This is a genomic window from Nanhaiella sioensis, assembly GCF_046557775.1.
Lineage (GTDB): Bacteria > Bacillota > Bacilli > Bacillales > SM2101 > Nanhaiella > Nanhaiella sioensis.
In genome coordinates, this window is the sequence record NZ_JBKAEG010000001.1 from 3,891,118 (window position 1) to 3,915,780 (window position 24,663).

At 36.1% G+C, this 24,663-nt stretch carries 27 protein-coding genes; all 27 read left to right on the forward strand.

Annotated elements, in window-relative coordinates; translation table 11 throughout:
* Positions 1 to 14: 14 nt before the first annotated feature.
* Positions 15 to 917 (forward strand): succinate--CoA ligase subunit alpha, encoded by a 903-nt coding sequence (gene sucD / locus V1503_RS18160; RefSeq protein ID WP_214482669.1) that lies wholly within the window; start codon positions 15 to 17, stop codon positions 915 to 917.
* Between the two features lie 63 nt (positions 918 to 980).
* Positions 981 to 1,862 (forward strand): DNA-processing protein DprA, encoded by an 882-nt coding sequence (dprA, locus tag V1503_RS18165; RefSeq protein ID WP_410628593.1) that lies wholly within the window; start codon positions 981 to 983, stop codon positions 1,860 to 1,862.
* 176 nt (positions 1,863 to 2,038) lie between these two features.
* On the forward strand, positions 2,039 to 4,114 hold the full coding sequence (topA, locus tag V1503_RS18170) for a type I DNA topoisomerase (RefSeq protein ID WP_410628594.1): 2,076 nt from the start codon (positions 2,039 to 2,041) through the stop codon (positions 4,112 to 4,114).
* An 83-nt stretch (positions 4,115 to 4,197) separates the two neighbouring features.
* Entirely contained in the window at positions 4,198 to 5,505 is a 1,308-nt protein-coding gene (trmFO, locus tag V1503_RS18175; protein ID WP_410628595.1) for an FADH(2)-oxidizing methylenetetrahydrofolate--tRNA-(uracil(54)-C(5))-methyltransferase TrmFO, read from the forward strand.
* A gap of 66 nt (positions 5,506 to 5,571) precedes the next feature.
* Positions 5,572 to 6,474: a tyrosine recombinase XerC gene (gene xerC / locus V1503_RS18180; RefSeq protein WP_214482782.1), complete on the forward strand. Its 903-nt coding sequence runs from the start codon at positions 5,572 to 5,574 to the stop codon at positions 6,472 to 6,474.
* Positions 6,475 to 6,500: 26 nt separating this feature from the next.
* Positions 6,501 to 7,043: an ATP-dependent protease subunit HslV gene (hslV, locus tag V1503_RS18185; protein ID WP_214482673.1), complete on the forward strand. Its 543-nt coding sequence runs from the start codon at positions 6,501 to 6,503 to the stop codon at positions 7,041 to 7,043.
* Between the two features lie 20 nt (positions 7,044 to 7,063).
* Entirely contained in the window at positions 7,064 to 8,461 is a 1,398-nt protein-coding gene (gene hslU, locus V1503_RS18190) for an ATP-dependent protease ATPase subunit HslU (protein ID WP_410628596.1), read from the forward strand.
* Positions 8,462 to 8,601: 140 nt separating this feature from the next.
* On the forward strand, positions 8,602 to 9,381 hold the full coding sequence (gene codY, locus V1503_RS18195; RefSeq protein WP_410628597.1) for a GTP-sensing pleiotropic transcriptional regulator CodY: 780 nt from the start codon (positions 8,602 to 8,604) through the stop codon (positions 9,379 to 9,381).
* Between the two features lie 973 nt (positions 9,382 to 10,354).
* Positions 10,355 to 10,750 carry a flagellar basal body rod protein FlgB gene (gene flgB, locus V1503_RS18200; RefSeq protein WP_410628598.1) on the forward strand — a complete coding sequence of 132 codons (396 nt, stop codon included), beginning with the start codon at positions 10,355 to 10,357 and terminating at the stop codon, positions 10,748 to 10,750.
* A 3-nt stretch (positions 10,751 to 10,753) separates the two neighbouring features.
* Positions 10,754 to 11,203 carry a flagellar basal body rod protein FlgC gene (gene flgC / locus V1503_RS18205; RefSeq protein WP_410628599.1) on the forward strand — a complete coding sequence of 150 codons (450 nt, stop codon included), beginning with the start codon at positions 10,754 to 10,756 and terminating at the stop codon, positions 11,201 to 11,203.
* A gap of 10 nt (positions 11,204 to 11,213) precedes the next feature.
* Entirely contained in the window at positions 11,214 to 11,516 is a 303-nt protein-coding gene (gene fliE, locus V1503_RS18210) for a flagellar hook-basal body complex protein FliE (RefSeq protein WP_410628600.1), read from the forward strand.
* A gap of 111 nt (positions 11,517 to 11,627) precedes the next feature.
* On the forward strand, positions 11,628 to 13,199 hold the full coding sequence (gene fliF / locus V1503_RS18215; protein ID WP_410628601.1) for a flagellar basal-body MS-ring/collar protein FliF: 1,572 nt from the start codon (positions 11,628 to 11,630) through the stop codon (positions 13,197 to 13,199).
* A gap of 11 nt (positions 13,200 to 13,210) precedes the next feature.
* The gene (gene fliG / locus V1503_RS18220) at positions 13,211 to 14,230 is read left to right on the forward strand and encodes a flagellar motor switch protein FliG (RefSeq protein ID WP_410628602.1); all 1,020 of its coding nucleotides are present in this window, start codon (positions 13,211 to 13,213) and stop codon (positions 14,228 to 14,230) included.
* On the forward strand, positions 14,223 to 14,981 hold the full coding sequence (fliH, locus tag V1503_RS18225; RefSeq protein WP_410628603.1) for a flagellar assembly protein FliH: 759 nt from the start codon (positions 14,223 to 14,225) through the stop codon (positions 14,979 to 14,981). The genes fliG and fliH overlap by 8 nt, the downstream gene beginning before the upstream one ends.
* A 6-nt stretch (positions 14,982 to 14,987) precedes the next feature.
* Positions 14,988 to 16,304, forward strand: coding sequence for a flagellar protein export ATPase FliI (gene fliI, locus V1503_RS18230; protein WP_410628604.1), 1,317 nt, complete (start codon positions 14,988 to 14,990; stop codon positions 16,302 to 16,304).
* A 7-nt stretch (positions 16,305 to 16,311) separates the two neighbouring features.
* Positions 16,312 to 16,764 carry a flagellar export protein FliJ gene (gene fliJ, locus V1503_RS18235; protein WP_410628605.1) on the forward strand — a complete coding sequence of 151 codons (453 nt, stop codon included), beginning with the start codon at positions 16,312 to 16,314 and terminating at the stop codon, positions 16,762 to 16,764.
* Complete coding sequence (locus V1503_RS18240) at positions 16,761 to 17,345, forward strand: MotE family protein (protein ID WP_410628606.1); 585 nt, start codon at positions 16,761 to 16,763, stop codon at positions 17,343 to 17,345. The genes fliJ and V1503_RS18240 overlap by 4 nt, the downstream gene beginning before the upstream one ends.
* A gap of 34 nt (positions 17,346 to 17,379) precedes the next feature.
* On the forward strand, positions 17,380 to 18,687 hold the full coding sequence (locus V1503_RS18245) for a flagellar hook-length control protein FliK (protein ID WP_410628607.1): 1,308 nt from the start codon (positions 17,380 to 17,382) through the stop codon (positions 18,685 to 18,687).
* Positions 18,688 to 18,702: 15 nt separating this feature from the next.
* Positions 18,703 to 19,338, forward strand: a complete 636-nt coding sequence (gene flgD, locus V1503_RS18250) for a flagellar hook assembly protein FlgD (protein ID WP_214482686.1) — start codon at positions 18,703 to 18,705, stop codon at positions 19,336 to 19,338.
* Between the two features lie 40 nt (positions 19,339 to 19,378).
* Positions 19,379 to 19,765 (forward strand): TIGR02530 family flagellar biosynthesis protein, encoded by a 387-nt coding sequence (locus tag V1503_RS18255; RefSeq protein WP_410628608.1) that lies wholly within the window; start codon positions 19,379 to 19,381, stop codon positions 19,763 to 19,765.
* 70 nt (positions 19,766 to 19,835) lie between these two features.
* Positions 19,836 to 20,630: a flagellar basal body rod protein FlgG gene (gene flgG / locus V1503_RS18260; RefSeq protein WP_410628609.1), complete on the forward strand. Its 795-nt coding sequence runs from the start codon at positions 19,836 to 19,838 to the stop codon at positions 20,628 to 20,630.
* A 101-nt stretch (positions 20,631 to 20,731) separates the two neighbouring features.
* Positions 20,732 to 20,953 (forward strand): flagellar FlbD family protein, encoded by a 222-nt coding sequence (locus V1503_RS18265; protein WP_214482783.1) that lies wholly within the window; start codon positions 20,732 to 20,734, stop codon positions 20,951 to 20,953.
* Positions 20,946 to 21,374, forward strand: a complete 429-nt coding sequence (gene fliL / locus V1503_RS18270) for a flagellar basal body-associated protein FliL (protein ID WP_214482689.1) — start codon at positions 20,946 to 20,948, stop codon at positions 21,372 to 21,374. Before V1503_RS18265 ends, fliL begins: the two co-directional genes overlap by 8 nt.
* A 47-nt stretch (positions 21,375 to 21,421) precedes the next feature.
* Complete coding sequence (gene fliM, locus V1503_RS18275) at positions 21,422 to 22,420, forward strand: flagellar motor switch protein FliM (RefSeq protein ID WP_410628610.1); 999 nt, start codon at positions 21,422 to 21,424, stop codon at positions 22,418 to 22,420.
* Positions 22,410 to 23,618, forward strand: a complete 1,209-nt coding sequence (gene fliY / locus V1503_RS18280; RefSeq protein ID WP_410628611.1) for a flagellar motor switch phosphatase FliY — start codon at positions 22,410 to 22,412, stop codon at positions 23,616 to 23,618. The genes fliM and fliY overlap by 11 nt, the downstream gene beginning before the upstream one ends.
* A 23-nt stretch (positions 23,619 to 23,641) precedes the next feature.
* Positions 23,642 to 24,004: a response regulator gene (locus V1503_RS18285; protein ID WP_214482692.1), complete on the forward strand. Its 363-nt coding sequence runs from the start codon at positions 23,642 to 23,644 to the stop codon at positions 24,002 to 24,004.
* Positions 24,005 to 24,019: 15 nt separating this feature from the next.
* Positions 24,020 to 24,661 (forward strand): flagellar biosynthetic protein FliO, encoded by a 642-nt coding sequence (locus tag V1503_RS18290; protein WP_410628612.1) that lies wholly within the window; start codon positions 24,020 to 24,022, stop codon positions 24,659 to 24,661.
* The last annotated feature ends 2 nt before the right edge of the window (positions 24,662 to 24,663 follow it).

Here is a 24,663-nt window from a genome sequence, read left to right on the forward strand (position 1 = left end):
GGCAGGGGAACGAAATGAGTGTATTTATTAATAAAGATACAAAAGTAATCGTCCAAGGTATCACAGGTTCAACAGCTCTTTTTCATACTAAGCAGATGTTAGAATATGGCACGCAAATCGTTGCTGGTGTGACACCAGGAAAAGGTGGAACTGAAGCTGAAGGCGTTCCAGTATTTAACACGGTTGAAGAAGCAGTGAAGGCAACAGGCGCTAATGTATCTGTCATATATGTGCCAGCTCCTTTTGCAGCTGATGCAATTCTAGAAGCAGTAGATGCTGAGCTTGACCTTGCGATTTGTATTACTGAACATATTCCAGTTCTTGATATGGTAAAGGTTAAGAAGTATATGGAAGGTAAAAAGACCCGTTTAGTTGGACCAAATTGTCCAGGGGTTATTACTCCTGAGGAATGTAAGATCGGTATTATGCCTGGGTACATTCATACAAAAGGGCATGTAGGTGTAGTGTCTCGTTCTGGAACATTAACCTATGAAGCAGTTCATCAGCTATCACAAGCTGGAATTGGTCAATCTACTGCAGTAGGGATTGGTGGAGACCCTGTGAATGGGACGGATTTTATCGATGCTCTCAAAGCATTTAATGAAGATCCAGACACATATGCTGTAATTATGATCGGGGAAATCGGTGGTACAGCTGAAGAAGAAGCTGCATTATGGGTGAAGGAAAATATGACAAAACCTGTAGTCGGATTTATCGGTGGGAGAACAGCGCCTCCAGGAAAACGTATGGGACATGCTGGTGCCATTATTTCTGGTGGAAAAGGTACCGCTGACGAAAAGATTAAAGTGATGAACGAGTGTGGAATTCAAGTTGCTGATACTCCAGCTGTAATGGGAGAAACTTTAATTTCTACCCTTAAGGAAAAAGGCATTTACGAAAAATGTAAAACTCATTAATCTATAAATAAATAGTCCCATACCACTCGGTTTGGGGCTATTTAGTCTGAAAGGAAGGAGCTCATGGACACTTTTCGCAAAAGATTAATACATTTACATCATTGTAGAGGCATCGGATGGAGGTCAATAAAAAACCTCTTAACTTACGATCCAAATTTAACAAGAATCTATCAATCTTCTTTTACAGATCTTCAACCACATCTCCCAATCTCCACTTCTCAGCTGAAAAATCTCATGAAAGATTTGCATTCTTCTAACATCCAAAGTATGCTAAATAAGTATAGTGATTACAATATTCACATTGTTACAAAATTTGACGATGAGTATCCAAACATGCTAAAACAAATATATGATCCCCCTTGGGTAATCTATGCCAAAGGAGATATTCGATTACTTTCAGATCAAAAATGTCTTAGTGTTGTGGGGGCGAGATATCCTTCTTCATATGGTTTGAAAAGTATAGAAAGGGTCATTTTACCTTTAATTCAGTCGGGGTGGACCATTATTAGTGGCTTAGCAAAAGGCATTGACTCTAAAGCACATGAGTTAGCTTTATTAAACAAGGGAAAAACTATCGCTGTTATTGCAGGTGGTTTTCAATATATTTATCCAAAAGAGAATGCAAAACTTGCAAATATGTTAAGTGAGGAAAATTTATTATTATCAGAATACCCGCCCTTCGTAAGACCTGAACGCTGGCAATTTCCTATGAGAAATAGAATTATTAGCGGTTTGTCGTTCGGTACAGTTATTATAGAAGCAAGAGAATCGAGTGGTTCGCTCATTACAGCTGATCAAGCCTTAGAGCAAGGGAGAGAGGTATTTGCTATACCAGGTTCAATTTTTGCTGAGCATTCAATTGGAACAAATAAGCTCATTCAACAAGGGGCAAAGCTTGTTATGTCGAGCAACGATATTGAAGCTGAAATGATATCACAAATATAAGGTTTGTTAACTTTTTTGAGAGTAGTGTTTGACAAACTGTATGTGAATATTTAATAATAGTGAAGATTTTATAAATCAGAAAAAATTATATTAATATTGAGAGTTGAGAAAATAGATAGGCCATTTGTAAACGCCTAGAGAATTATTATCATTACCCTCTTGAGGAGGACATTTGAATGTCAGATTATCTAGTTATTGTGGAATCGCCTGCTAAGGCGAAGACGATTGAACGATATTTAGGAAAAAAATATAAAGTAAAAGCTTCCATGGGACATGTTAGAGATTTACCGAAAAGTCAAATGGGTGTCGATATAGACAAAAACTTTGACCCAAAGTATATTACGATAAGAGGTAAAGGGCCAGTCTTAAAGGAATTAAAAAATGCTGCTAAAAAAGCAAAAAAGATTTACTTAGCGGCTGACCCTGATCGTGAGGGAGAAGCGATCGCTTGGCATCTTGCTCACAGCCTAGCAATCGATGTTAATTCAAACTGCCGTGTCGTATTTAATGAAATAACGAAGGATGCGATTAAAGAATCATTTAAGCATCCCCGTGCGATAAACATGGATTTAGTCGATGCCCAGCAAGCTCGAAGAGTACTTGACAGATTAGTAGGGTATAATATTAGTCCTTTATTGTGGAAAAAAGTAAAAAAAGGATTAAGCGCTGGAAGAGTACAGTCAGTAGCGGTTAGATTAATTATTGATCGAGAAAAAGAAATAGGGGAATTTATCCCAGAAGAATATTGGTCAATCAGATCCGATTTTGTTAAAGGAAAAAAACAGTTCGAAGCTTTCTTTCATAGTATCGAGGGTGAAAAGTTAGAGTTAAAATCGGAAGACGATGTAAAAAGTGTACTTAGTAAAATAAACGGGAATGAATTTAAAGTAAATAACGTGACAAGAAAGGAACGAAAACGTAATCCAGCGCTGTCATTTACGACATCATCATTACAGCAAGAAGCTGCACGAAAGCTAAATTTCCGTGCAAAAAAGACAATGATGCTTGCACAGCAACTCTATGAAGGGATTGAGCTTGGTAAGGGTGGTACGGTCGGTCTCATTACATACATGCGTACTGATTCTACAAGGATTTCTGATACTGCCCAAAACGAGGCTGCTGCTTACATAGAAGATAAATATGGAACACAATATTTATCCGAGGATAAACGCAACAAAAAAAAGAAAGCAAATACTCAAGACGCACATGAAGCAATAAGACCATCTGGTACACATCGAGATCCAGCTTCAATTAAACAGTATTTAAGTAGAGATCAATTTCGTTTATACAAGCTTATTTGGGAACGGTTCGTTGCGAGTCAAATGGCTCCAGCAACGATGGATACGATGACTGTTGTGCTAGAAAATGAAGGTGTGATGTTTAAAGCACATGGTTCAAAAGTAAAATTCCCTGGATTTATGAAAGTGTACGTTGAGAGTACAGATGATCAAGAAGAAGAAAAAAATCATATGTTACCTGATCTACAAAAGGGTGATACAATCATTTCGAAGGACCTAGAGCCAAAGCAGCACTTTACACAACCACCTCCGAGATATACAGAAGCAAGGCTAGTAAAGACGCTCGAAGAGTTAGGGATTGGAAGACCATCAACGTATGCGCCTACCTTAGATACCATCCAAAGACGTGGTTATGTTGCGCTAGAAAATAAGCGGTTCACTCCAACTGAATTAGGTGAAATAGTATTGGACCTCATAGTTGAATTCTTCCCAGATATTATTGATGTAGAATTTACAGCTAATATGGAACGAAATCTTGACGAAATTGAAGTTGGAGATGTTGAATGGATTTCGATTATTGATAAATTTTATCAAGACTTTGAAAAGCATTTAACAAAAGCAGAGAAAGAAATGGAGAAAGTGGAGATTAAGGATGAACCTGCAGGTGTTGATTGTGAGCTTTGTGGGAATCCAATGGTCATAAAGATGGGAAGATACGGTAAGTTCATGGCCTGCTCAAATTTTCCTGATTGTCGAAACACGAAGCCAATCGTAAAAGAAATTGGTGTTCAATGTCCAAAATGTAATAAAGGGAGTATCGTTGAACGTAAAAGTAAAAAGAAAAGAGTATTTTATGGGTGTAACTTATACCCAGAATGCGATTTTGTTTCTTGGGATAAACCGATTGCACGTATGTGTCCTAAATGTGACGACATGCTTGTTGAGAAAAAACTGAAAAAAGGTATGCAAGTTCAATGTGTAAATTGTGACTATAAAGAAGAGCAACAGAAGTAACCATAAAGGTGAGCTAACTTGATGCTCACCTCTTTTGGATAGCAAAAAACTGTGAAAGCTAATGCAATAATGGAGGAAAAAGAATGACTACAAAAGCTATAAACGTAATTGGTGCAGGACTTGCTGGAAGTGAAGCTGCTTGGCAAATTGCTAAGCGTGGTTTTCAGGTGAATTTATATGAGATGAGGCCTGTTAAACAAACTCCTGCACACCATACAGATAAATTTGCTGAACTAGTTTGTAGTAACTCTTTGAGAGGAAACAGCTTAACAAACGCTGTAGGCGTACTTAAAGAAGAGATGCGTATGTTAGATTCAGTTATAATTAAAGCAGCGGACGAATGTGCTGTGCCAGCAGGTGGAGCGTTAGCTGTTGACCGCCACGAATTTGCGGACAAGGTCACAGATTATGTGAAAAATCATCCGAATGTTACGGTGTTTAACGAGGAAATGACTAATATAGATGATACCCCTACAGTTATCGCAACAGGACCTTTGACATCAAAGGCATTGTCGAACAACATAAAAGAGTTAACGGGTCAGGATTATTTTTATTTTTATGATGCTGCTGCACCGATTATTGACAAAGAAAGCATAAATATGGACAAGGCTTATTTGAAATCTCGCTATGATAAAGGTGAGGCTGCTTATATTAACTGTCCTATGAACGAAGAGGAATTTAATACATTTTACGAGGCATTAATCAATGCAGAAGTAGTTCCACTAAAAGAATTTGAAAAGGAAATTTATTTTGAGGGCTGTATGCCAATTGAGGTTATGGCACAACGTGGTCACAAAACAATGCTTTTTGGCCCGTTAAAGCCTGTTGGTTTAGAAGATCCGCGTACCGGAAAAAGACCGCATGCTGTTGTTCAACTTAGACAAGATGATGCAGCAGGAACGTTATACAATATAGTGGGCTTTCAAACGCATTTAAAGTGGGGAGCACAAAAAGAAGTGTTACGACTTATTCCTGGTTTAGAAAACGCTGAGATCGTTCGGTATGGGGTGATGCACCGAAACACATTTATTAACTCACCTCACTTACTTAAGCCAACATATCAATTCCATAATAAGCCGAATTTGTTTTTTGCAGGACAAATGACAGGGGTAGAAGGATATGTTGAATCTGCTGCTTCAGGTTTGGTAGCTGGAATTAATGCATCCAGATCAGTGGACGGAAAGAGCTTGTTAGTATTCCCACAAGAAACAGCGATAGGAAGTATGGCTAAGTATATTACAACGACAAATGAAAAAAACTTCCAACCAATGAATGCGAATTTTGGCTTGTTTCCTGACCTAGGTGTAAGGATAAAGAATAAAAAAGAACGCTATGAAAGCTATGCAAATCGCGCGTTAGAAACAATTCAGAATTTTATAAAAAATGTATAGAAATTGTTTGCAAGGGGCTACTAAAGTATGTTACTATTTAGTAGCCCTTGCGAGGTGTATGGCGAATTGAAAAATGTGAACAAACAATTACAATTATTTATTGAATATTTACAAATTGAAAAAAACTATTCAGAATATACCATAATGCATTATAAAAATGATATCTTGCATTTTCTTCAGTTTATGAATCAACAGGCGATTGATAAGCTTTTGGATGTTTCATATGCTGATGTTCGTATCTATTTGACTGAACTTCATAGCAAGAAATATGCAAGAAAGTCTATAGCAAGAAAGGTTTCGTGCCTGCGTAGCTTTTTCGCCTTTTTGTTAAGAGAAGAATTAGTGAACGAAAATCCCTTTTCCATCGTTTCTTTACCGAAGCAGGAACAAAGGATACCGCAATTTTTATATGAAGAAGAGCTAAAACAATTATTTGCTGTCAGTGATATTTCAACGCCTTTAGGGCTGCGTAATCAAGCAATACTAGAATTGTTGTATGCTACTGGTATTCGTGTTAGTGAGTGCTGTAATATTCAAATACAAGACTTGGATTTTTCAATTGGTACAGTATTAGTTACTGGAAAAGGAAATAAACAACGATACGTGCCATTTGGTAGCTTTGCTCATGAATCAATTGAAAAATACATTTCTGAAGGTAGGCAAATCTTGCAGGATAAGTCGCAAGTAAAAACAGGACATCTGTTTTTAAATTATAGAGGTGAGCCTTTAACTGCAAGAGGAGTTCGTGTCATACTCGATAAGATGATAAAGCAGGCTTCCATAACTATACATATAAGTCCACACGTTCTTAGGCATACATTCGCCACACATTTATTAAATGAAGGTGCGGATATGCGATCTGTTCAAGAACTTTTAGGGCATGAGCATTTGTCATCAACACAAATATATACGCACGTAACTAAAGATCATTTGCGTAATATTTACATGAAGCACCATCCAAGAGCCTGAGTGAGTGTAAAAAAGGAGGATATGTCATGTCAACGTTTCATGCTACAACAATTTTTGCTATTCACCACAATGGGCAATGTGCGATGGCAGGTGATGGTCAAGTGACTTTCGGTAATGCCGTTGTAATGAAACACACTGCCAAAAAGGTTCGAAAACTATTTCAAGGAAAAGTTATAGCAGGCTTTGCTGGCTCTGTTGCAGATGCCTTTACGCTGTTTGAGCTATTCGAAGGAAAGCTAGAAGAGTATAATGGAAATATTAAAAGGGCAGCGGTTGAACTCGCGAAAAAGTGGAGGTCAGATAAAGTTCTCCATAAATTAGAAGCGATGTTAATTGTAATGGATAAAACGCATTTATTACTTATTTCGGGTACCGGTGAAGTGATCGAACCTGATGATGGAATTTTAGCTATTGGGTCAGGTGGTAATTATGCATTATCTGCAGGCAGAGCACTTAAAAATTATGCTGGAGATAATTTATCAGCTGAAGAAATCGCCAAAGCTGCTTTAGAAATTGCTGGTGAAATTTGTGTGTATACAAATGATCAGATTATCGTTGAACAACTTTGAGCAATGAAGGAGGGTTTTTAATGAGAAAGAATCTCACTCCGAGACAAATTGTAGAGCAGTTAGATAAGTTTATTATAGGTCAAAGTGATGCAAAAAAAGCTGTTGCTGTTGCTTTAAGAAATCGTTTCCGTCGAAGTCTTCTCGATGAGAAGCTTAGAGATGAAGTTGTACCGAAAAACATCTTAATGATAGGACCCACTGGCGTCGGTAAGACTGAAATTGCTAGACGTTTAGCTAAGCTTGTCGGAGCTCCATTTGTTAAAGTAGAAGCGACTAAGTTTACTGAAGTAGGTTATGTTGGTCGTGACGTTGAATCTATGGTCAGAGACCTTGTGGAGACGTCAGTCCGTCTTGTTAAAGAGGAAAAAATGTTAGCAGTGAAGGAAAGAGCGGAAGAAAACGCCAACAAACGTCTTGTTGAGCTATTAGCTCCAGGGAAATCTAAACAAACAAACTATAAAAATCCATTTGAGATGTTATTTGGAGGTCAATCTTCCCAAAGTGACAATGAGGAACAAGCTGACGAGGTTTCAGTAAAAGAAAAACGCAAGCAAATTGCCCATAAGCTTGCATTAGGAGAGCTTGAAGATTATTATGTGACTGTTGAAGTAGAGGAACAGCAACCGTCAATGTTCGACATGCTTCAAGGCTCAGGTATGGAACAAATGGGCATGAATATGCAGGATGCTTTGAGTGGGCTGATGCCAAAGAAACGGAAAAAGCGCAAATTAACTGTACGTGAAGCTCGCAAAGTATTAACACATGAAGAGGCACAGAAGCTTATTGATATGGATGAAGTAACACAAGAAGCCGTTCAAAAGGCAGAGCAAACAGGAATTATATTTATTGATGAGATTGATAAAATCGCAAGTAAAAGTCAACAATCATCTTCTGGTGACGTATCTCGTGAAGGTGTGCAGCGAGACATTTTACCAATTGTTGAAGGTTCAACCGTCGTTACAAAATATGGATCGGTAAAAACAGACCACATATTATTTATATCAGCTGGAGCATTCCACATCGCTAAACCGTCGGATTTAATTCCAGAGTTACAGGGGAGATTTCCGATTCGTGTAGAATTAACGAAGTTGACGATTGAAGACTTTGTTAAAATTTTAACAGAGCCAAATAATGCCTTATTGAAACAATATTCAGCATTATTAGGCACAGAAGGTATACAACTTGAATTTTCTGACGATGCTATTCGTAAGCTTGCTGAAATCGCATTTGACGTAAATCAAAACACTGACAATATAGGAGCACGAAGACTTCATACAATCTTAGAACGACTTCTTGAAGAATTATCTTTTGAAGCTCCTGATATTACGATGGAGAGCATTACGATAACACAACAATATGTTGAAGAAAAACTGAGCATGATAGCAAAAGATAAAGACTTAAGTCAATTTATATTATAACTAGGTGTTCTAACGGAGGATGAAAAGATCGGATTAGAACAGAAAATTCTACTATGATCTTCTTAGTATTATCGTTCTGCACCCGACTTTTTACATAACCTCTGAAGTTGATGAATGCAAAGTACAGGAGGAAGAAAGAAATGAATTTGTTAGAAAAAACGAGAAAAATTAATGCTATGCTCCAAAGAGCGGCTGGAAAACCAGTAAATTTTAAAGAAATGTCTGATACGCTACGTGATGTAATTGAATGTAATATTTTTATTTTAAGTCGCCGTGGTAAACTACTTGGCTTTTCAATTAATCGATTAATAGAAAATGAGCGCATGAAGAAAATGCTAGAAGATCGCCAATTTCCAGAAGAGTACACGAATAACTTATTCAATATTACTGAAACATCTTCTAATTTAGATGTACAAAGTGAATATACAGCCTTCCCTGTAGAAAATAGAGAATTATTTAAATCTGGGCTAACTACGGTTGTGCCAATTAATGGTGGTGGAGAACGTCTTGGAACATTGATTTTGGCTCGCGTTGAAGCAGAGTTCCATGATGATGATCTCATTCTTGCTGAGTACGGAGCAACTGTTGTAGGAATGGAGATTTTACGTGAGAAAGCTGAAGAAATTGAAGTAGAAGCGAGAAGTAAAGCTGTCGTACAAATGGCTATCAGCTCACTTTCTTATAGTGAATTAGAAGCGATTGAGCATATCTTTGAAGAGTTAAATGGCAGCGAGGGTCTATTAGTCGCTAGTAAAATCGCTGACAGAGTAGGGATTACCCGATCTGTTATTGTAAATGCATTGAGAAAATTAGAAAGCGCTGGTGTAATAGAGTCTCGTTCACTAGGAATGAAAGGTACGTATATTAAGGTGTTAAATGATAAGTTTTTAGTAGAGCTAGAAAAGCTTAAATCTAATTAATTTTATTGGAGAAGGCTGTACGTTAACTAGTTAACAAATAAAACAGCTAAAGAAAAATTACCTATTTTTCTTTAGCTGTTTTTGTGTTATTTAGGAGAGTAAGGAAGTACACTTGAATTTCTTGTCATGATTCGTAGGATCATAATAGTAACTAAAGGCTATTTTCGCATTGATTATTGTTCATCTTACTACTAAACGCAATACCACTATAGTATTGCAGCATCTTTTCTTTTATATAATGAAAATAATCACATAAGACTTCTTTTTCTATAGGTATAAATAACAACTAAGAAGTTAGCATGTCATAGTTTCCTCTTACAATATATTAATTATCTTATTGATAGCTTAATGGTGATAATACGACAAGTGCCGTTTCTGAAAATTATTCTATTGCTTTTTCTGTGCTGCTACTTTTCGTTCATTCGTTGTAGCGGTGTCCTGTAAATCTTTTCATCCTACCTATCCTATCCCAATTAATCTTCCCCTTAAATGTCTTCGAACTGTTTCACTAAGTGGATTTTTTCAAGCCTTGCACTCATTCAATAATAAGTCCTTTTATCATTACTATGAGTTCAGATTAACGTTGTTATCTCTTGCACAAAGATCAAATGATACACTAGCTATTTATATTAAAACCTCCTGAATATGTATCCGCACTTCATAAACATAACGTAGAGTATGTATGACATTTTAAGAAATTTTATACTTATAATGAAATTAGGTGGAATAAAGGGTAAATTTACCCAGTTTTAAAACGACAAAAAATAGTATATTCGACTTTTATCGCCATTTTTATGGGGGTAATTTGTCGTTTTTTTAGACATTCCGTATAGACATGCAATACAAAGCTGTTATAATGAAATCATGTTATTTATTTGGTAATTTATCCTACAAATTTTAAATAGGATTTTCCAGATTAACCAATAAACTATGTGCGTTACTACATTATTCAACAAAGAATAGAGGGGTTAAAATGAAGCTATTTTCTAATACGGTTAATGCTTTAGAGTCGGGGTTGAATTATTCATCTTTAAAAGAAAAAGCAATTTCAACTAATATTGCTAACGTTGACACTCCGTATTATAAAGCTAAATCTGTTAGTTTTAAACTGAATCTAGAAAATGCGATGGAGGAGTTTCAAGGCAACGCAACAAATGCTAGACACTTTAATATCTCCTCGTCTTCTGGACAACATCCAATGTCAGTTTCAAGCCGGGGTGATTTAATCTTTAACCACAATGAGAATAACGTAGATATAGACAAAGAAATGACCCTGTTAGCTGAAAATCAAATCTATTTTTATGCTTTATCAGATTTAATTAACGGAAAGTTTTCATCATTAAAATCGGTTATAAAAGGGGGTAGGTAATACATGTCTATTTTTCAAAGTATGAATACAACTGCTTCAGCACTGACTGTACAACGGCTTAGGATGGATGTCATCTCATCGAATATGGCAAATGTAGATACGACACGCGGGAAATTAGTAGATGGTGAATGGCAACCCTATAAAAGAAAAATGGTTTATATAGAAGAAAATGGTGGTCAATTCTCATCATTTTTAAATAAGGCGATGAATAATGAAGATATTAGCAGTGGTGTAAAAGCTACAAAGATTATGGAAGACGAGACGCCGTTTCGATTGGTTTATGACCCTGAACATCCAGATGCAAATACTGAAGGCTATGTTGAGCTACCAAATGTTGACCCGTTGAAGGAAATGGTCGATTTAATGAGCGCAACTAGATCTTATGAAGCAAATGTTACTGTTATGAATGCTTCTAAAGGGATGCTAATGAAGGCATTAGAAATAGGAAAGTAGGTGAATTATAATGATTAGTACAACCCCAATTGTAAGTACTGCTGTCACACCTGAACAAAACATGAAGACAACCATCACACCTGCTCAAGCACAACAAAACTTCTCTACTATGTTGAAAAGTGCTATTAATCGGGTAAATGATGCTCAAATTGCTTCAAATAATGCAATTGAAAGCCTTGTAAACGGTGAAAATGTTGATTTGCATACAGTAATGATTACAGCTGAAAAAGCGAGCATAACTTTACAAACGTCTCTCGAAATACGAAATAAAGCAGTAGAAGCATATCAGGAAATTATGCGAATGCAAGTGTAAAATACAAATACATAATATTCTTAACCGTTAAATGGATAGAAGACTGATGATGTAAAACAATAACGGTTATTTACTCAACCGAGAATTCGCTAGAATAACCGGAGGAAAATGATGAACGAGACAATGAATAAATATAAAGAGAAATTATCACAATTTTGGAATGCAAGATCAAAAACCCAAAAGGGTGGTATGATCGGAGCCATTGCTCTTTTTGGAATAGCAATTGTAATTATATTATTTTTAGCTAATAACACAAGTCTTCAACCGCTGTATGTAAACTTGTCACCACAAGAGACTGGGCAGATTAAAGCAACATTAGACTCTAGAGGGATAGAATCAACAGTTGCTGACAATGGAACATCAATATTGGTACCTACAGAGATTGTCGATACGCTAATGGTTGAATTAGCAGCAGAGGGAATCCCTGAAGGTGGCAGCTTTGACTATGGTGATTTCGGTAATAATTCAGGTTTAGGAACAACTGAAAACGAATTTAATATGTTGAAGCTAGATGCTACTCAAAATGAATTGGCAAGGTTAATTGAAGGCATCGATGGCGTAGATGATGCCAAAGTAATGATTAATCTTCCGCAACCGACATTATTTGTGAATGAGGTTGGAGAGGAAGCATCTGCATCTATTGTACTACAAACAAAACTAGGATATAAGTTCGATCAGGAAAACGTGAGAGCGCTTTATCACTTAGTTTCAAAAAGTGTACCAAACCTTCCTACTGATAATATCGTCATAATGAACCAAAATTTTGAGTATTTTGACCTAAATAAAGAAAATAATTTTTCTGATGGTGCAATTATCGCTAATCAATTGGAGATTAAACGGGAAGTTGAGCGTGATATTCAACGACAAGTTCAGCAAATGCTCGGTATGATGATGGGGCAAGATAAAGTAGTTGTTTCTGTGACAGCTGACCTAGACTTTACTAAAGAAAATCGGATAGAAAACAGGGTTGAAGCTACGACTGATGATAATGAAGGAATTGCAATCAGTGCTAAAACCATTAGAGAAACGTATTCTGGAGAAGGTGCTCAAGCTGGGGGGATACCGGCTGGTGATAATGACCTTACGACCTTACAAAGTTCAGCTAATAATGAGAATGCCGGTGAATATGAACGTATTGAAGAAACAATTAACAGTGAAGTAGACCGAATAACTAAAGAAATAGTTGAAAGTCCGTATAAGGTAAGAGATCTTGGTATTCAAGTAATGGTTGAGCCCCCAGTAGCTAGTGGTGATACTACTGCTGTGCCAAAAGATGACATTCAAGATATACTAAGCTCAATCGTACGTACTTCAATCGTATTAGACGACGGTGACAAATTGACAGTGGAAGATGCGGAAGATAAAGTAGTCGTTCACATTGCTCAATTTAATGGTAAACCTGTATTTAGTGCGCCATCTAAACCGTTAATTCCGCCTTGGATTTACATCGTTGGAGCGATATTATTAGCAATCATTATCTTACTTGTCGCTTTATTACTATATAACAGATCACGAGCTACAGAGGAAATTGATATGACGGACCAATCAAAGATTTTCCTTCCAGATGTTAATGATGAGAAAGAAACTGAAACGAATGTGAGAAGAAAACAGTTAGAAAAGATGGCAAAAGACAAACCAGATGATTTTGCAAAGCTATTAAGATCTTGGTTAGCTGAAGATTAGGAGGAAAAAAGATGGCTAATAAAGAAGGAAAAACAATACTAACAGGAAAACAAAAGGCTGCCATTCTTTTAATCTCTCTTGGTCCAGATGTATCAGCATCTATTTACAAGCATTTATCAGAAGAAGAAATTGAGAGGCTAACATTAGAGATTTCTAATGTTAAAAAGGTCGATTCTAAAGCCAAAGAGAAAATTATGGAGGAATTTCATAATATCGCCCTTGCGCAAGATTATATAGCACAAGGGGGAATTGGCTATGCAAAGACAATCCTTGAGAAAGCATTAGGGAGTGAGCAAGCAGCGATTATTATTAATCGCTTAACATCCTCCTTACAAGTTAGACCTTTTGATTTTGTCAGGAAAGCCGATCCTAGTCAAATATTGAATTATATTCAGGAAGAGCATCCGCAAACAATTGCGTTAGTCTTATCCTACTTAGATCCTGCACAAGCAGGACTAATATTGTCAGAATTACCACAAGAGTTACAAACAGAGGTGGCAAGAAGAATTGCATTAATGGAAGGTACATCTCCTGAGATTATAAATGAAGTTGAACAAGTATTGGAAAGGAAGCTTTCGGCAACTGTTACACAAGACTATAATCAAACCGGTGGGATTGAGTCTGTAGTTGATGTATTGAATGGTGTTGATAGAAGCACTGAGAGAACGATACTTGATGCATTAGAAATACAGGACCCAGAGCTAGCAGAAGAAATTAAAAAGAGAATGTTTGTCTTTGAAGATATTGTTACTCTTGATAACCGTGCAATACAGAGAGTAATCAGAGAGGTTCAAAATGATGATCTCATTCTTGCTCTTAAAGTATCTAGTGAAGAGGTCAAAGACGTTGTATTTAGAAATATGTCTAAACGTATGGTTGAATCCTTTAAGGAAGATATGGAATATTTGGGACCTGTTCGCTTACGTGATGTTGAGGAAGCCCAAACCAAAATTGTTGAAGTTATTCGTAGACTAGAAGAAACAGGAGAAATCATTGTGGCTCGTGGTGGAGGAGATGATATTATTGTCTAACGTCATAAAAGCACCATTTACTTCAGTCACTTCTAGAGACAAAAAGGTGATAGGACTCCAAACTTTTTCAAATGAAGGAGGAGCCGACAATGTTAGCAATGATTCGGAAAAACAGCTAGCTCAACAACTGATAACTGATGCGAAACAAGAAGCGAAAGAATTGCTGGAGAATGCCAATAAACAACTTAAGCAAGTAAATGAAGAAATTGAACAAACAAAACAAGCATGGCTAAAAGAAAAACAACAGCTAGAAGCTGAGGCGAAAGAGACTGGCTATAAGGCAGGTTTTCAGTCTGGTGAAGAAGCTGGCTACACCGAGTATAGTGAAAAATTGAGTGAAGCAAAACACATAGTCAGTTTAACAAAAAAAGATTACCATGAAATCTTGGATTCAGCTGAGGAAAAAATGCTGCTTATCGGCATAAAAGTAGCTGAACGGATCCTTGGAGAAACTCTAGACGGAGACGAAGGGCAATTCGTACATATTGTTAAGCGAGCCTTAAAAGAAGTAAAGGAACATACTGATATTAAAATATATGTTCACCCATCGCAATATGACCTTGTTATAAGTCGCAAAAATGAGTTGCTCGATCTTTTAAACCATATGACTGAATTATATATCTATCCAGACGAGGATAGAAAAGAAACTGGCTGTATTATAGAATCATCATTTGGCAAAATTGATGCAAGTGTAGATAGCCAGTTAGAAGAAATAAAGGCTAAACTAATTGAACTTTTAGTAGAGGAATGATAGTAGTTGAAATTAGCTAGCTTAATGAATGACATCCATTCAATAGACACATATAAACGATATGGGAAAGTAACAAGAGTTGTAGGTTTAATGATCGAGTCTAAAGGTCCCGAAAGCTCAATAGGGGACGTATGTTACATATACGTTGATTCAAACAAGAACAATAAAATCATGGCAGAGGTTGTTGGGTTTCGGGATGAATTTGTAATACTAATGCCTTATATGGGTGTTAGTAGTATATCGTCAGGCAGTGTTGTAGAAACAACGAAAAATCCACTACAAATAAAAGTAGGTTCAGCATTAATAGGGAAGGTGCTAAATTCGTTAGGACATCCTTTAAATGGTGGGGAGCTACCAAAAGGATTAGCGACGGTTAAGACGGAAAAGTCTCCTCCAAACCCAATGGAGAGACCGCCTATTGACGAAGAAATAGAAGTCGGTGTTCGCATGATAGATGGCCTGTTAACAGTTGGGAAAGGGCAACGTGTTGGCATTTTCGCTGGATCAGGTGTTGGGAAAAGTACATTGATGGGCATGACTGCCCGATATACTAGCGCAGATTTAAACATCATCGCGTTGATTGGTGAACGTGGAAGAGAGGTTCGTGAATTCATCGAAAGAGATCTTGGAGAAGAGGGTCTAAAGCGATCAATCGTTATTGTAGCAACTTCCGATCAGCCTGCCTTAATGAGAATAAAAGGCGCTTATACAGCTACAACGATTGCCGAATATTTTCGAGATCAAGGGCTAAATGTTATGTTAATGATGGATTCAGTTACTAGGGTCGCGATGGCACAAAGAGAAGTTGGCTTAGCTACTGGTGAGCCACCAACGACTAAGGGGTATACCCCGTCCGTATTTGCAATACTTCCAAAGTTATTAGAGAGAACTGGTACAAATCAACTCGGTTCTATTACATCCTTTTATTCTGTATTAGTTGACGGAGATGATATGAACGAGCCAATTGCGGATGCGGTCAGAGGAATCTTGGATGGCCACTTCGTGTTAGATCGTAATCTTGCGAATAAAGGACAATTTCCTGCTATTAACTTATTAAAAAGCGTAAGTCGTGTGATGAACCAGATAGCACCAAACGAACAAATAGTAGCTGCAGAAAAATTTAGAGAACTTCTATCAACATATATGAATTCCGAAGATTTAATTAATATTGGAGCATATAAAAGGGGTTCATCAAAGAATATAGATGAAGCCATTCGTTTTTATCCGAAACTTGTTGATTACTTGAAGCAGAATACAAATGATAAGATTAATAGCAAGGATAGTGTATCGTCATTACTTCGTTTAATAGAGACAGGTGAATAAAAATACAATGACATATTCTTATAAATTTCATCAAATATTATCGATTAAGGAACATGAGAAAGAGGCTGTTCTTGTTGAGTATAATAAATCAATTGAGAATTTTGAAATAGTAGGTAAGAAATTATATGAATTGTTAAAGCAAAAGGAAGAACGTCAGGCTGGGCAATCTGAAAAAATAACGAGAGGATCGTCCATTGAGGATATCCAAAAATATCAACGCTTCATGTTAAAAATCGATCAAGATATTAACAATTTGCAACAGTTAGTTGCTGAAGCACGTGCCCAAATGCAAGCAAAAGAAAAGTTGCTCCTTGAGGCTAATATTGAAATGAAAAAATATGAAAGAATGAAAGAAATTGACTATGAAAACTTCGTTATGACTAATAAGTGTAACGAAAATAAATTAATGAATGAAATTTCGGTGCAGCAATTTTTAAGAACGAGGGTGAATACAGAGTGAAAAAGAAAAAAGAACTCAGTAAGTTCCGAAGGTTTCTATTCATAATAGTTATCCCGTTCGCATTAGCTTTTAGCATAGTGCTCATCATCATCAGTTTGAAGGGCGGTAATGTCTTTGAAGATACAAAGCAATACGCTGCACAAATACCATTCATTGCTAATGTTGTAAGCACAACGGGTACAACGGATCCTGATATGAATGAGAACCAAGATACAATTATAGAACAAAAAGCCACTATAGCTGATTTGGAAGCGAAAATTGAAAACCAACAGGCTGAGGTAGATGATCATATAGCTACAATCGCAAAACAAGAAGATCAGATAAATGAGTTAGAAGCAGAATTAAACAATTTAAATGTGAAAAAGAATGATGAGAAAAAAGATGATTTAATCGTCAGTCCATATGAGAATATGACAGCAAAAAACGCTGCTGCAATTATGCAAAAGATGGATGATGACTATGTGATAGACATATTGGCGTCAATGGAAATGGAAAAAAGAGCAGCAGTCTTAGAAAAAATGGAACCTAAATCTGCAGCGGAGTTTACACAGCTACTAGCAGAAGAATTTAATGGTGAGTAAAAATTCTGTCATTACATGAGAGGAGGTGAAAATGATGAGTGTACAACTAATACAGCCAATTTCTGTTAGTCAAAAGAAGGCTAAAGACAATTTTCTGGATACAACATCAAACGACTCTGGTTTTAAAGAAAAACTATCAGGAGCAATTTCAAGTAAAGATCAAGGCAATAGTACTAACGTAACAAAAGAGGATCAAGACAAAGGTGTTAACGTTAACGGAAATAATAATAGTGTAGATCAACATAATGAAAAAGCTCATGTTGCCCAGGAAATGAAAGAGCAGGACATTGATTATATTAATGAACAACTTGATCAGTTATTAGCAGCAGATGTAAGCGAATTATCTAATGAAGAACTTATATTATTAATAGATAATATGGCCAATAATTTAACCATCCGCCAAGATTTATTACTAACTCTTCAAGGACAAGGTAAATTATCGGAGGATATTCTTACAGCTATAGAACGTGTTGCTAATTCGCTGAAAAATGATGGTACAGTATCCCAACATTTACTCATGAATGTTGTAGAAAATTTGAAAAATTTAACAAATCAACTACAGGGAGCGTCGTCAGGTCGTAACAATGATAGTTTATCGACCTTGCAGCAACTATTAAATTCACTAGTAAATGCATCTTCTGAAATGGTGAAGGAACAAAACAAAACGAGTAATCATGACGTGAAAACAAATGGACGTCATCAATTTTTTATCGGTGCAGATAATCGATTAAATATTAAGCTCACGAAGGGTAATTCGACCGTCCCTGCTTCACAAAACAATAATCTATTATTATCTGGAATGACCTTGAAGCAACCGATAGAAGCTATAACACAACCTGTAGTGAATGTTGACATTCCACAAGGGCAAATGGATAAAATTCAACAATTTGTCTTATTTGTCGGGCAACCAGATAAAGGTGCTAATCAAGAGCAATTTATTAAAGATTTTCAGAACATATTAGCAAAAGGTAATCTATCATTTTTAAATGGGAATAAAACATTACAAATAAAACTATTCCCTGAGCATCTCGGTTCATTAAGAATTGAATTACAACAAACCGAAGCTGGTATGCTAGCTAGAATTATTACGTCTTCAACTGCTGCTAAAGAATTAATAGAGTCTCAATTATTTAACTTAAAGCAATCGTTTCAGGCTCAAAATATTCAAGTAGATAAACTAGTCATTTCTGATCAACTAGAACAACAATTTATGAGATTCCTTAACCGTGATCAAAATGACCAACAGAGACAAAATCAAAGCGAGCAAGATGACCAAAATGATAATCAAGCAAATGATGAACCATTATCTTTTGAAGAAGTTTTACTTAATCTACAAGTATAGGTAAAGGTGATGAATATGGCTACTACAATTCCAGCAGATTATTATTTATCCTCATATCAAAATGAAGAGAGAAATACAGGGTCTGATATATTAGGAAAAGACGATTTTCTAAAAATTTTAATGACACAATTGCAAAATCAAGACCCACTAAATCCAATGCAGGATAAGGATTTTATTGCCCAAATGGCAACGTTTTCTTCATTAGAGCAAATGATGGCTATGTCAGAATCGATGGAACTTATGCTACAACAGAGCATACAATCCAATCTTGTTAGTTACAATCAATTTGTCGGTAAAGATGTAACGTATCATAAAGAAGTGATAGATGAGGATGGTTCAACGATTGTTGAAGGGACAGGAGTTATTAGTTCAATTCAATATATTAACGGTGAAGTTTATTTTGAGCTAGAAGATGGTTCAACTTTGGAATTAGGTAATATTTCTGGAATTAACCATACTACTACAGACAATCACATATTACAAGGTAGTGAATTAATAGGGAAGTCAGTTATGTGGCAAAGAGATGATGGGACTGAAATGTCAGCGACAGTTCTTTCTGTTTTGTTTAACAATGGACAAACGACATACCAGCTTGATGATGCAGATGGAACTACTATTTCAGCTTCACAAATTCTCAAAATTTCTGCATAAACGTGAAAATTTGTCCCTCTTAATAATAGGAGGTGAATAATTGACACAACGTATCATTCATGCTTATCAACAGCATCAAATTAGTCCTAAAAATAACCATGTTTCAACAACTAAGCAACCAGCTTCAGCTGATTTTAAAACACAATTCGGTCTTGCACTAGCATCTACTAATGAACTCAAAATTAGTAAACATGCGAGTCAGCGAATAATGGAGCGCAATATTACGATTGATAATCGGCAATGGAACAAGATAAGTGAAAAAGTTGCCGAAGCGAAACAAATGGGTATCCAAGATTCACTCGTATTATTAAATAATGCTGCATTAATTGTCAGTGCAAAAAATAACACAGTAGTTACAGCGATGGATAGAAAAGCAGCAACAACGCAAATATTTTCGAATATAAACGGAACAATCATTATTGATTAATCGGCCGGACCATATGGAGGCCAAGGTTACGGAATGACAGATGTAACCGCATAGAAAGGAGATCGTAAATATGTTACGTTCGATGTATTCAGGAATTTCTGGAATGAAAAACTTCCAAACGAAGCTAGATGTAATCGGTAATAATATCGCAAATGTTAACACTTTCGGCTTTAAAAAAGGTCGTGCTATGTTTAAAGACCTCGTCAGCCAGCAAGTAGCAGGGGCTTCAGAACCATCAGGTGTACGAGGAGGAACAAACCCTAAACAAGTAGGCTTAGGGGCACAATTGGCATCCATTGATACGATTCATACGCAAGGTAGCTTACAAACAACGAATAGAACTTTGGATTTATCAATATCAGGAGACGGTTACTTTGTCGTAACGGATGGTACAAATGAATTTTATACACGCGCTGGTAATTTTTATTTGGATGTAAATGGAGATATTGTTAATGGTGATGGGCTATATTTAGTAGCTACAGGTACAACAGGTCCTAACCTAAATATCCCTCCTGATGCTTCTGAATTTAGTATTGGTCAGGATGGAACTGTTTCCTACACAGATTCAACCGGGTTACAGACAGCTGGAACCATCCAAATAGCGAAATTCTCTAATAATGGTGGGCTTCAAAAGATAGGTAATAACTTATTTACTGAAACAATTAATTCAGGTACTGCTCTTACGGACGACCCAGGAGAGAACGGCACCGGTACTATCGAACCTGGTACGCTAGAAATGTCCAATGTTGATCTTTCTGAGGAATTTACAGAAATGATCGTTGCTCAGCGTGGATTCCAAGCGAACACTCGAATTATTACAACATCTGATGAAATTTTACAAGAACTTGTTAACCTAAAACGTTAAATTTAAAAAGGGGAAAGGGCAAATAGAATTCTACATATCTAGTTAATACATAGCTTGCTGTTAATCTTGAAGGTGAATTCTATTTGCCCATATTTGAAAATATGATTGCACTCACCAGGCTAAATGGAAAAACATATATGTTAAATGCGATTTACATTGAGCAGGTTGAAGCATTTCCTGATACGACGATTACTTTAACAAATGGGAAAAAATTTGTTGTTAAAGAAGACGTAGATGATGTTGTACAACAAATTGAACAGTATTATACAAAGATAAATATAATTGGGACTCATCGAGAGACGGAAGGTGAGGAAAGTGAATAAAAATAGATTATACACACTTATGATAATAATGCTTGCAACCTTTACGATCGTAGGTTTAATATTGCTAATCGTTTTGCTTGATATAGGAGATAAAGATGTAGAAGCAGCTCCTACTATTGATGAAATAATAGATAACTCTATGGATATGGATGATATTACCACCAATCTACTTGATGAAGGCTTTATCCGTGTCTCCTTTAAAATAGAAACTGATAGTAAAGGTTCAAAAAAAGAACTGCAGAAACGCGATTTTCAAGTGCGTAATATTATAATCCAAGAGATTTCTGAAATGAAAGCAGAGCAATTCAGTGGTAAAGAAGGCAAAATATATCTTGAGGAGAAATTAATGAACAAAATCAATGAGTTAATGCAAGATGGAAATGTAAATAGAGTTTACATTACCTCCTTTCTTCTTCAATAACTCTTTATCAATTGGTGGAGTCAGATCGAAGATGGAGGTGAACAAATTTGTCAAGTGAAGTGTTATCCCAAAGTGAAATTGATGCTTTATTGTCTGCAATATCAACAGGCGAGATGAATGCGGAGGAATTAAAAAAGGAAGAATCCGAAAAGAAAGTAAAAGTTTATGATTTTAAAAGAGCTTTACGCTTCTCCAAAGATCAAATTCGTAGTTTAACCCGAATTCATGAAAATCTAGCAAGATTATTTACTAATTATTTTTCAGCACAGTTACGTACATATATTCAAATTACAGTCGCGTCTGCAGATCAAGTCCCATATGAGGAGTTTATCCGTTCAATACCTAAGATGACTGTGTTGAACGTGTTTGAGGTACCTCCTTTAGAAGGTAGAATCTTGATGGAAGTGAACCCAAATATCGCATACTCGATGTTAGATCGCGTGTTAGGTGGAAGTGGACATAATTTTAATAAGGTAGATCGATTAACCGAAATTGAGACAACGATCATGTCTAACCTTTTTGAAAAATCTGTAGATAATTTAAAGGAAGCATGGAGTAATATTGTTGAAATGGAGCCTACATTAGTTAATTTTGAAGTGAATCCTCAATTTTTACAAATGGTTTCACCAAATGAAACAGTCGTGGTCATTTCGATGAATACCCAAATTGGCGATACGACTGGAATGATAAATATTTGTATTCCACACGTCGTCTTAGAACCGATCATCCGGAAATTATCTGTTCATTACTGGATGCAAAAAGGTGAGAAAGAACGAGAGCCTCAAGAGATTGAAGCACTAAAAGAGCGAATTAAATTGACTGAGGTTCCTATTACCGCTGAGCTTGGTACTTCAGAAATTCCAATAGAAGACTTCTTGCATCTTGATGTTGGTGATGTCATTCAATTAAATCAAAAGATAGATCAACCTTTAACTATAAAAGTGAATGATTTGCCAAAATTCACTGGACAACCTGGAAAAGTTGGTAAAACACAAGCAGTCCAGTTGATAGATCATGTGAGAGGGGGAAATGAATATGTTAAATGATGATATGCTATCACAAGACGAAATAGATGCACTGCTAGGTGGGACTGATGATGAGAGCAGTGACAGCCAAAATCAAGGCCATGCAGCAGAGGAGTTTTTGTCTGATTTTGAAAAAGACGCGTTAGGTGAAATAGGAAATATTTCCTTTGGTAGTTCAGCGACTGTACTCTCCACCTTATTAAATCAAAAGGTGGAAATTACAACACCTTTAGTATCCGTTGTATTAAAAAGTAGATTAAAAGATGAATTTCCTCACCCATATGTAGCGGTACAAGTTAATTATACAGAAGGATTTTCTGGCTCTAATTTATTAGTAATTAGACAAAGTGATGCGGCGATTATTGCTGATATTATGCTCGGAGGAGATGGAAAGAACCCTCCTGAAGGTAAGCTTGGAGAGATCCAAATAAGTGCTGTACAAGAAGCTATGAATCAAATGATGGGTTCAGCAGCTACATCCATGTCGACAGTATTTAACAAAAAAGTCGATATTTCTCCACCGAGTATTGATATACTTGATATTAAGGAAGGTGAAGGAACAGAAAGAATTCCCGAAGTTGATAGCTTAATAAAAGTATCATTTAGATTAAAAGTAGGGGATTTAATCGATTCCAATATTATGCAACTTTTACCGAAAACTTTTGGAAAAGATTTAGCGGAAGATTTACTTTTCTCAGAAGATAGTAATCAGATGGCAGTGGAAGGCTCTCATAAGGAACAAGCTATGAATTCAAAGGAAGAGATACCAGTTCAACATGCTATGGATGAAGTTGCAGCTACTTCATTGTTAGAAAGAGAAGTAGGTCATGAAGTAAACCATGGCTCAGCCCCACAATATATAGGAACAGGTGTAAGTAAATCATCAAGAATGGCAACACCTAATATTCAACCAGCCGAATTTTCTAACTTTGAAAGGACACCTATGACCACAGTTGAATCAAACAATCTTGATATGTTATTAGATATTCCTTTAAAAGTCACTGTTGAGTTAGGGCGCACAAAACAAAATGTAAAAGATGTTTTAGAGCTATCATCTGGTTCAATTATTGAACTTGATAAATTAGCGGGAGAGCCAGTTGATATTTTAGTAAATAATAAGAAAATTGCCCAAGGTGAAGTAGTCGTAATAGAAGAAAACTTCGGGGTTAGGGTAACAGATATTATAAGTCAATCAGATCGTGTCAAAAAATTGCGTTAAGAAGCATGGAGGTATTATAAAATATGAGTCATAAGATTTTAATCGTAGATGATGCGGCATTTATGAGAATGATGATTAAAGATATATTAACGAAAAATGGATTTGATGTTGTTGGCGAAGCTGCCGATGGTGTTCAAGCAATTGAAAAATATAAAGAATTCCAACCAGATTTAGTCACTTTAGATATTACTATGCCTGAATTGGATGGGATTTCAGTGTTGAAAGAAATTCGTAAAATAAACCCAAATGCAAAAATAGTGATGTGTTCAGCAATGGGACAACAGGCGATGGTCATAGATGCTATTCAAGCTGGAGCGAAAGATTTTATCGTTAAACCATTCCAAGCAGAACGTGTTATTGAAGCAATTAATAAAACGTTAAATTAAAATGAGGTTTCCATCTTGCAAGTAAAAAAAATATTATTAATAGCAATTTTATATACCATTATCTTTGCTCCGCTACAATCTTTGATTGTTTATGCGGAGCAGTCATCACCAATGAGTGTAACAGATTATTTTGACGAAGATAGTAATTTAGAAGACGGTAACAATGAAGAAGAGGTAGGTCCACTTGTAGAAAATCAAAATACGGTGGGCTTATGGGATGTTACAAAAATGATTTTTGCCACCATTTTTGTGATTCTACTTATCTATTTGTTAATTAAATTTGTCAATAAAAAAAGTAGTGCTCAAAGCAATTTTAAATATGTCGAGAATTTAGGTGGAACTGGCTTAGGTTCTAATCGCTCCGTTCAGCTCATTAAAGTCGGTAAGCGTATTTTAGTTGTTGGCGTAGGTGAAGATATTCAATTATTACGAGAAATTGACAATGAGCATGAAGTACAACAAATCATAGATGATCATCATAATAAGCTAAATCAAATGGTGCAGCCAGCACATTTAGTGAAGAAGCTTTTATCGTCTCGCGATAAAAAGCAACATCATAATGATGAAAATTTCGCTAGTGTGCTCAAATCACAGTTAGATGAGCTTTCTGAAGAAAGAAAACATCTTCTACATGAGCAAGATAAAGAAAGGGACTAGTT

Bases quoted from the DNA above. Each gene is read 5' to 3' on its own strand.
- flgB (WP_410628598.1), top strand. From the start codon at position 10,355: ATGAAGCTATTTTCTAATACGGTTAATGCTTTAGAGTCGGGGTTGAAT.
- fliF (WP_410628601.1), top strand. From the start codon at position 11,628: ATGAACGAGACAATGAATAAATATAAAGAGAAATTATCACAATTTTGG.
- dprA (WP_410628593.1), top strand. From the start codon at position 981: ATGGACACTTTTCGCAAAAGATTAATACATTTACATCATTGTAGAGGC.
- topA (WP_410628594.1), top strand. From the start codon at position 2,039: ATGTCAGATTATCTAGTTATTGTGGAATCGCCTGCTAAGGCGAAGACG.
- hslU (WP_410628596.1), top strand. From the start codon at position 7,064: ATGAGAAAGAATCTCACTCCGAGACAAATTGTAGAGCAGTTAGATAAG.
- sucD (WP_214482669.1), top strand. From the start codon at position 15: ATGAGTGTATTTATTAATAAAGATACAAAAGTAATCGTCCAAGGTATC.
- fliJ (WP_410628605.1), top strand. From the start codon at position 16,312: ATGACATATTCTTATAAATTTCATCAAATATTATCGATTAAGGAACAT.
- V1503_RS18265 (WP_214482783.1), top strand. From the start codon at position 20,732: ATGATTGCACTCACCAGGCTAAATGGAAAAACATATATGTTAAATGCG.
- fliE (WP_410628600.1), top strand. From the start codon at position 11,214: ATGATTAGTACAACCCCAATTGTAAGTACTGCTGTCACACCTGAACAA.
- fliG (WP_410628602.1), top strand. From the start codon at position 13,211: ATGGCTAATAAAGAAGGAAAAACAATACTAACAGGAAAACAAAAGGCT.
- trmFO (WP_410628595.1), top strand. From the start codon at position 4,198: ATGACTACAAAAGCTATAAACGTAATTGGTGCAGGACTTGCTGGAAGT.
- flgG (WP_410628609.1), top strand. From the start codon at position 19,836: ATGTTACGTTCGATGTATTCAGGAATTTCTGGAATGAAAAACTTCCAA.
- V1503_RS18285 (WP_214482692.1), top strand. From the start codon at position 23,642: ATGAGTCATAAGATTTTAATCGTAGATGATGCGGCATTTATGAGAATG.
- flgC (WP_410628599.1), top strand. From the start codon at position 10,754: ATGTCTATTTTTCAAAGTATGAATACAACTGCTTCAGCACTGACTGTA.
- codY (WP_410628597.1), top strand. From the start codon at position 8,602: ATGAATTTGTTAGAAAAAACGAGAAAAATTAATGCTATGCTCCAAAGA.
- V1503_RS18245 (WP_410628607.1), top strand. From the start codon at position 17,380: ATGAGTGTACAACTAATACAGCCAATTTCTGTTAGTCAAAAGAAGGCT.
- flgD (WP_214482686.1), top strand. From the start codon at position 18,703: ATGGCTACTACAATTCCAGCAGATTATTATTTATCCTCATATCAAAAT.
- fliY (WP_410628611.1), top strand. From the start codon at position 22,410: ATGTTAAATGATGATATGCTATCACAAGACGAAATAGATGCACTGCTA.
- hslV (WP_214482673.1), top strand. From the start codon at position 6,501: ATGTCAACGTTTCATGCTACAACAATTTTTGCTATTCACCACAATGGG.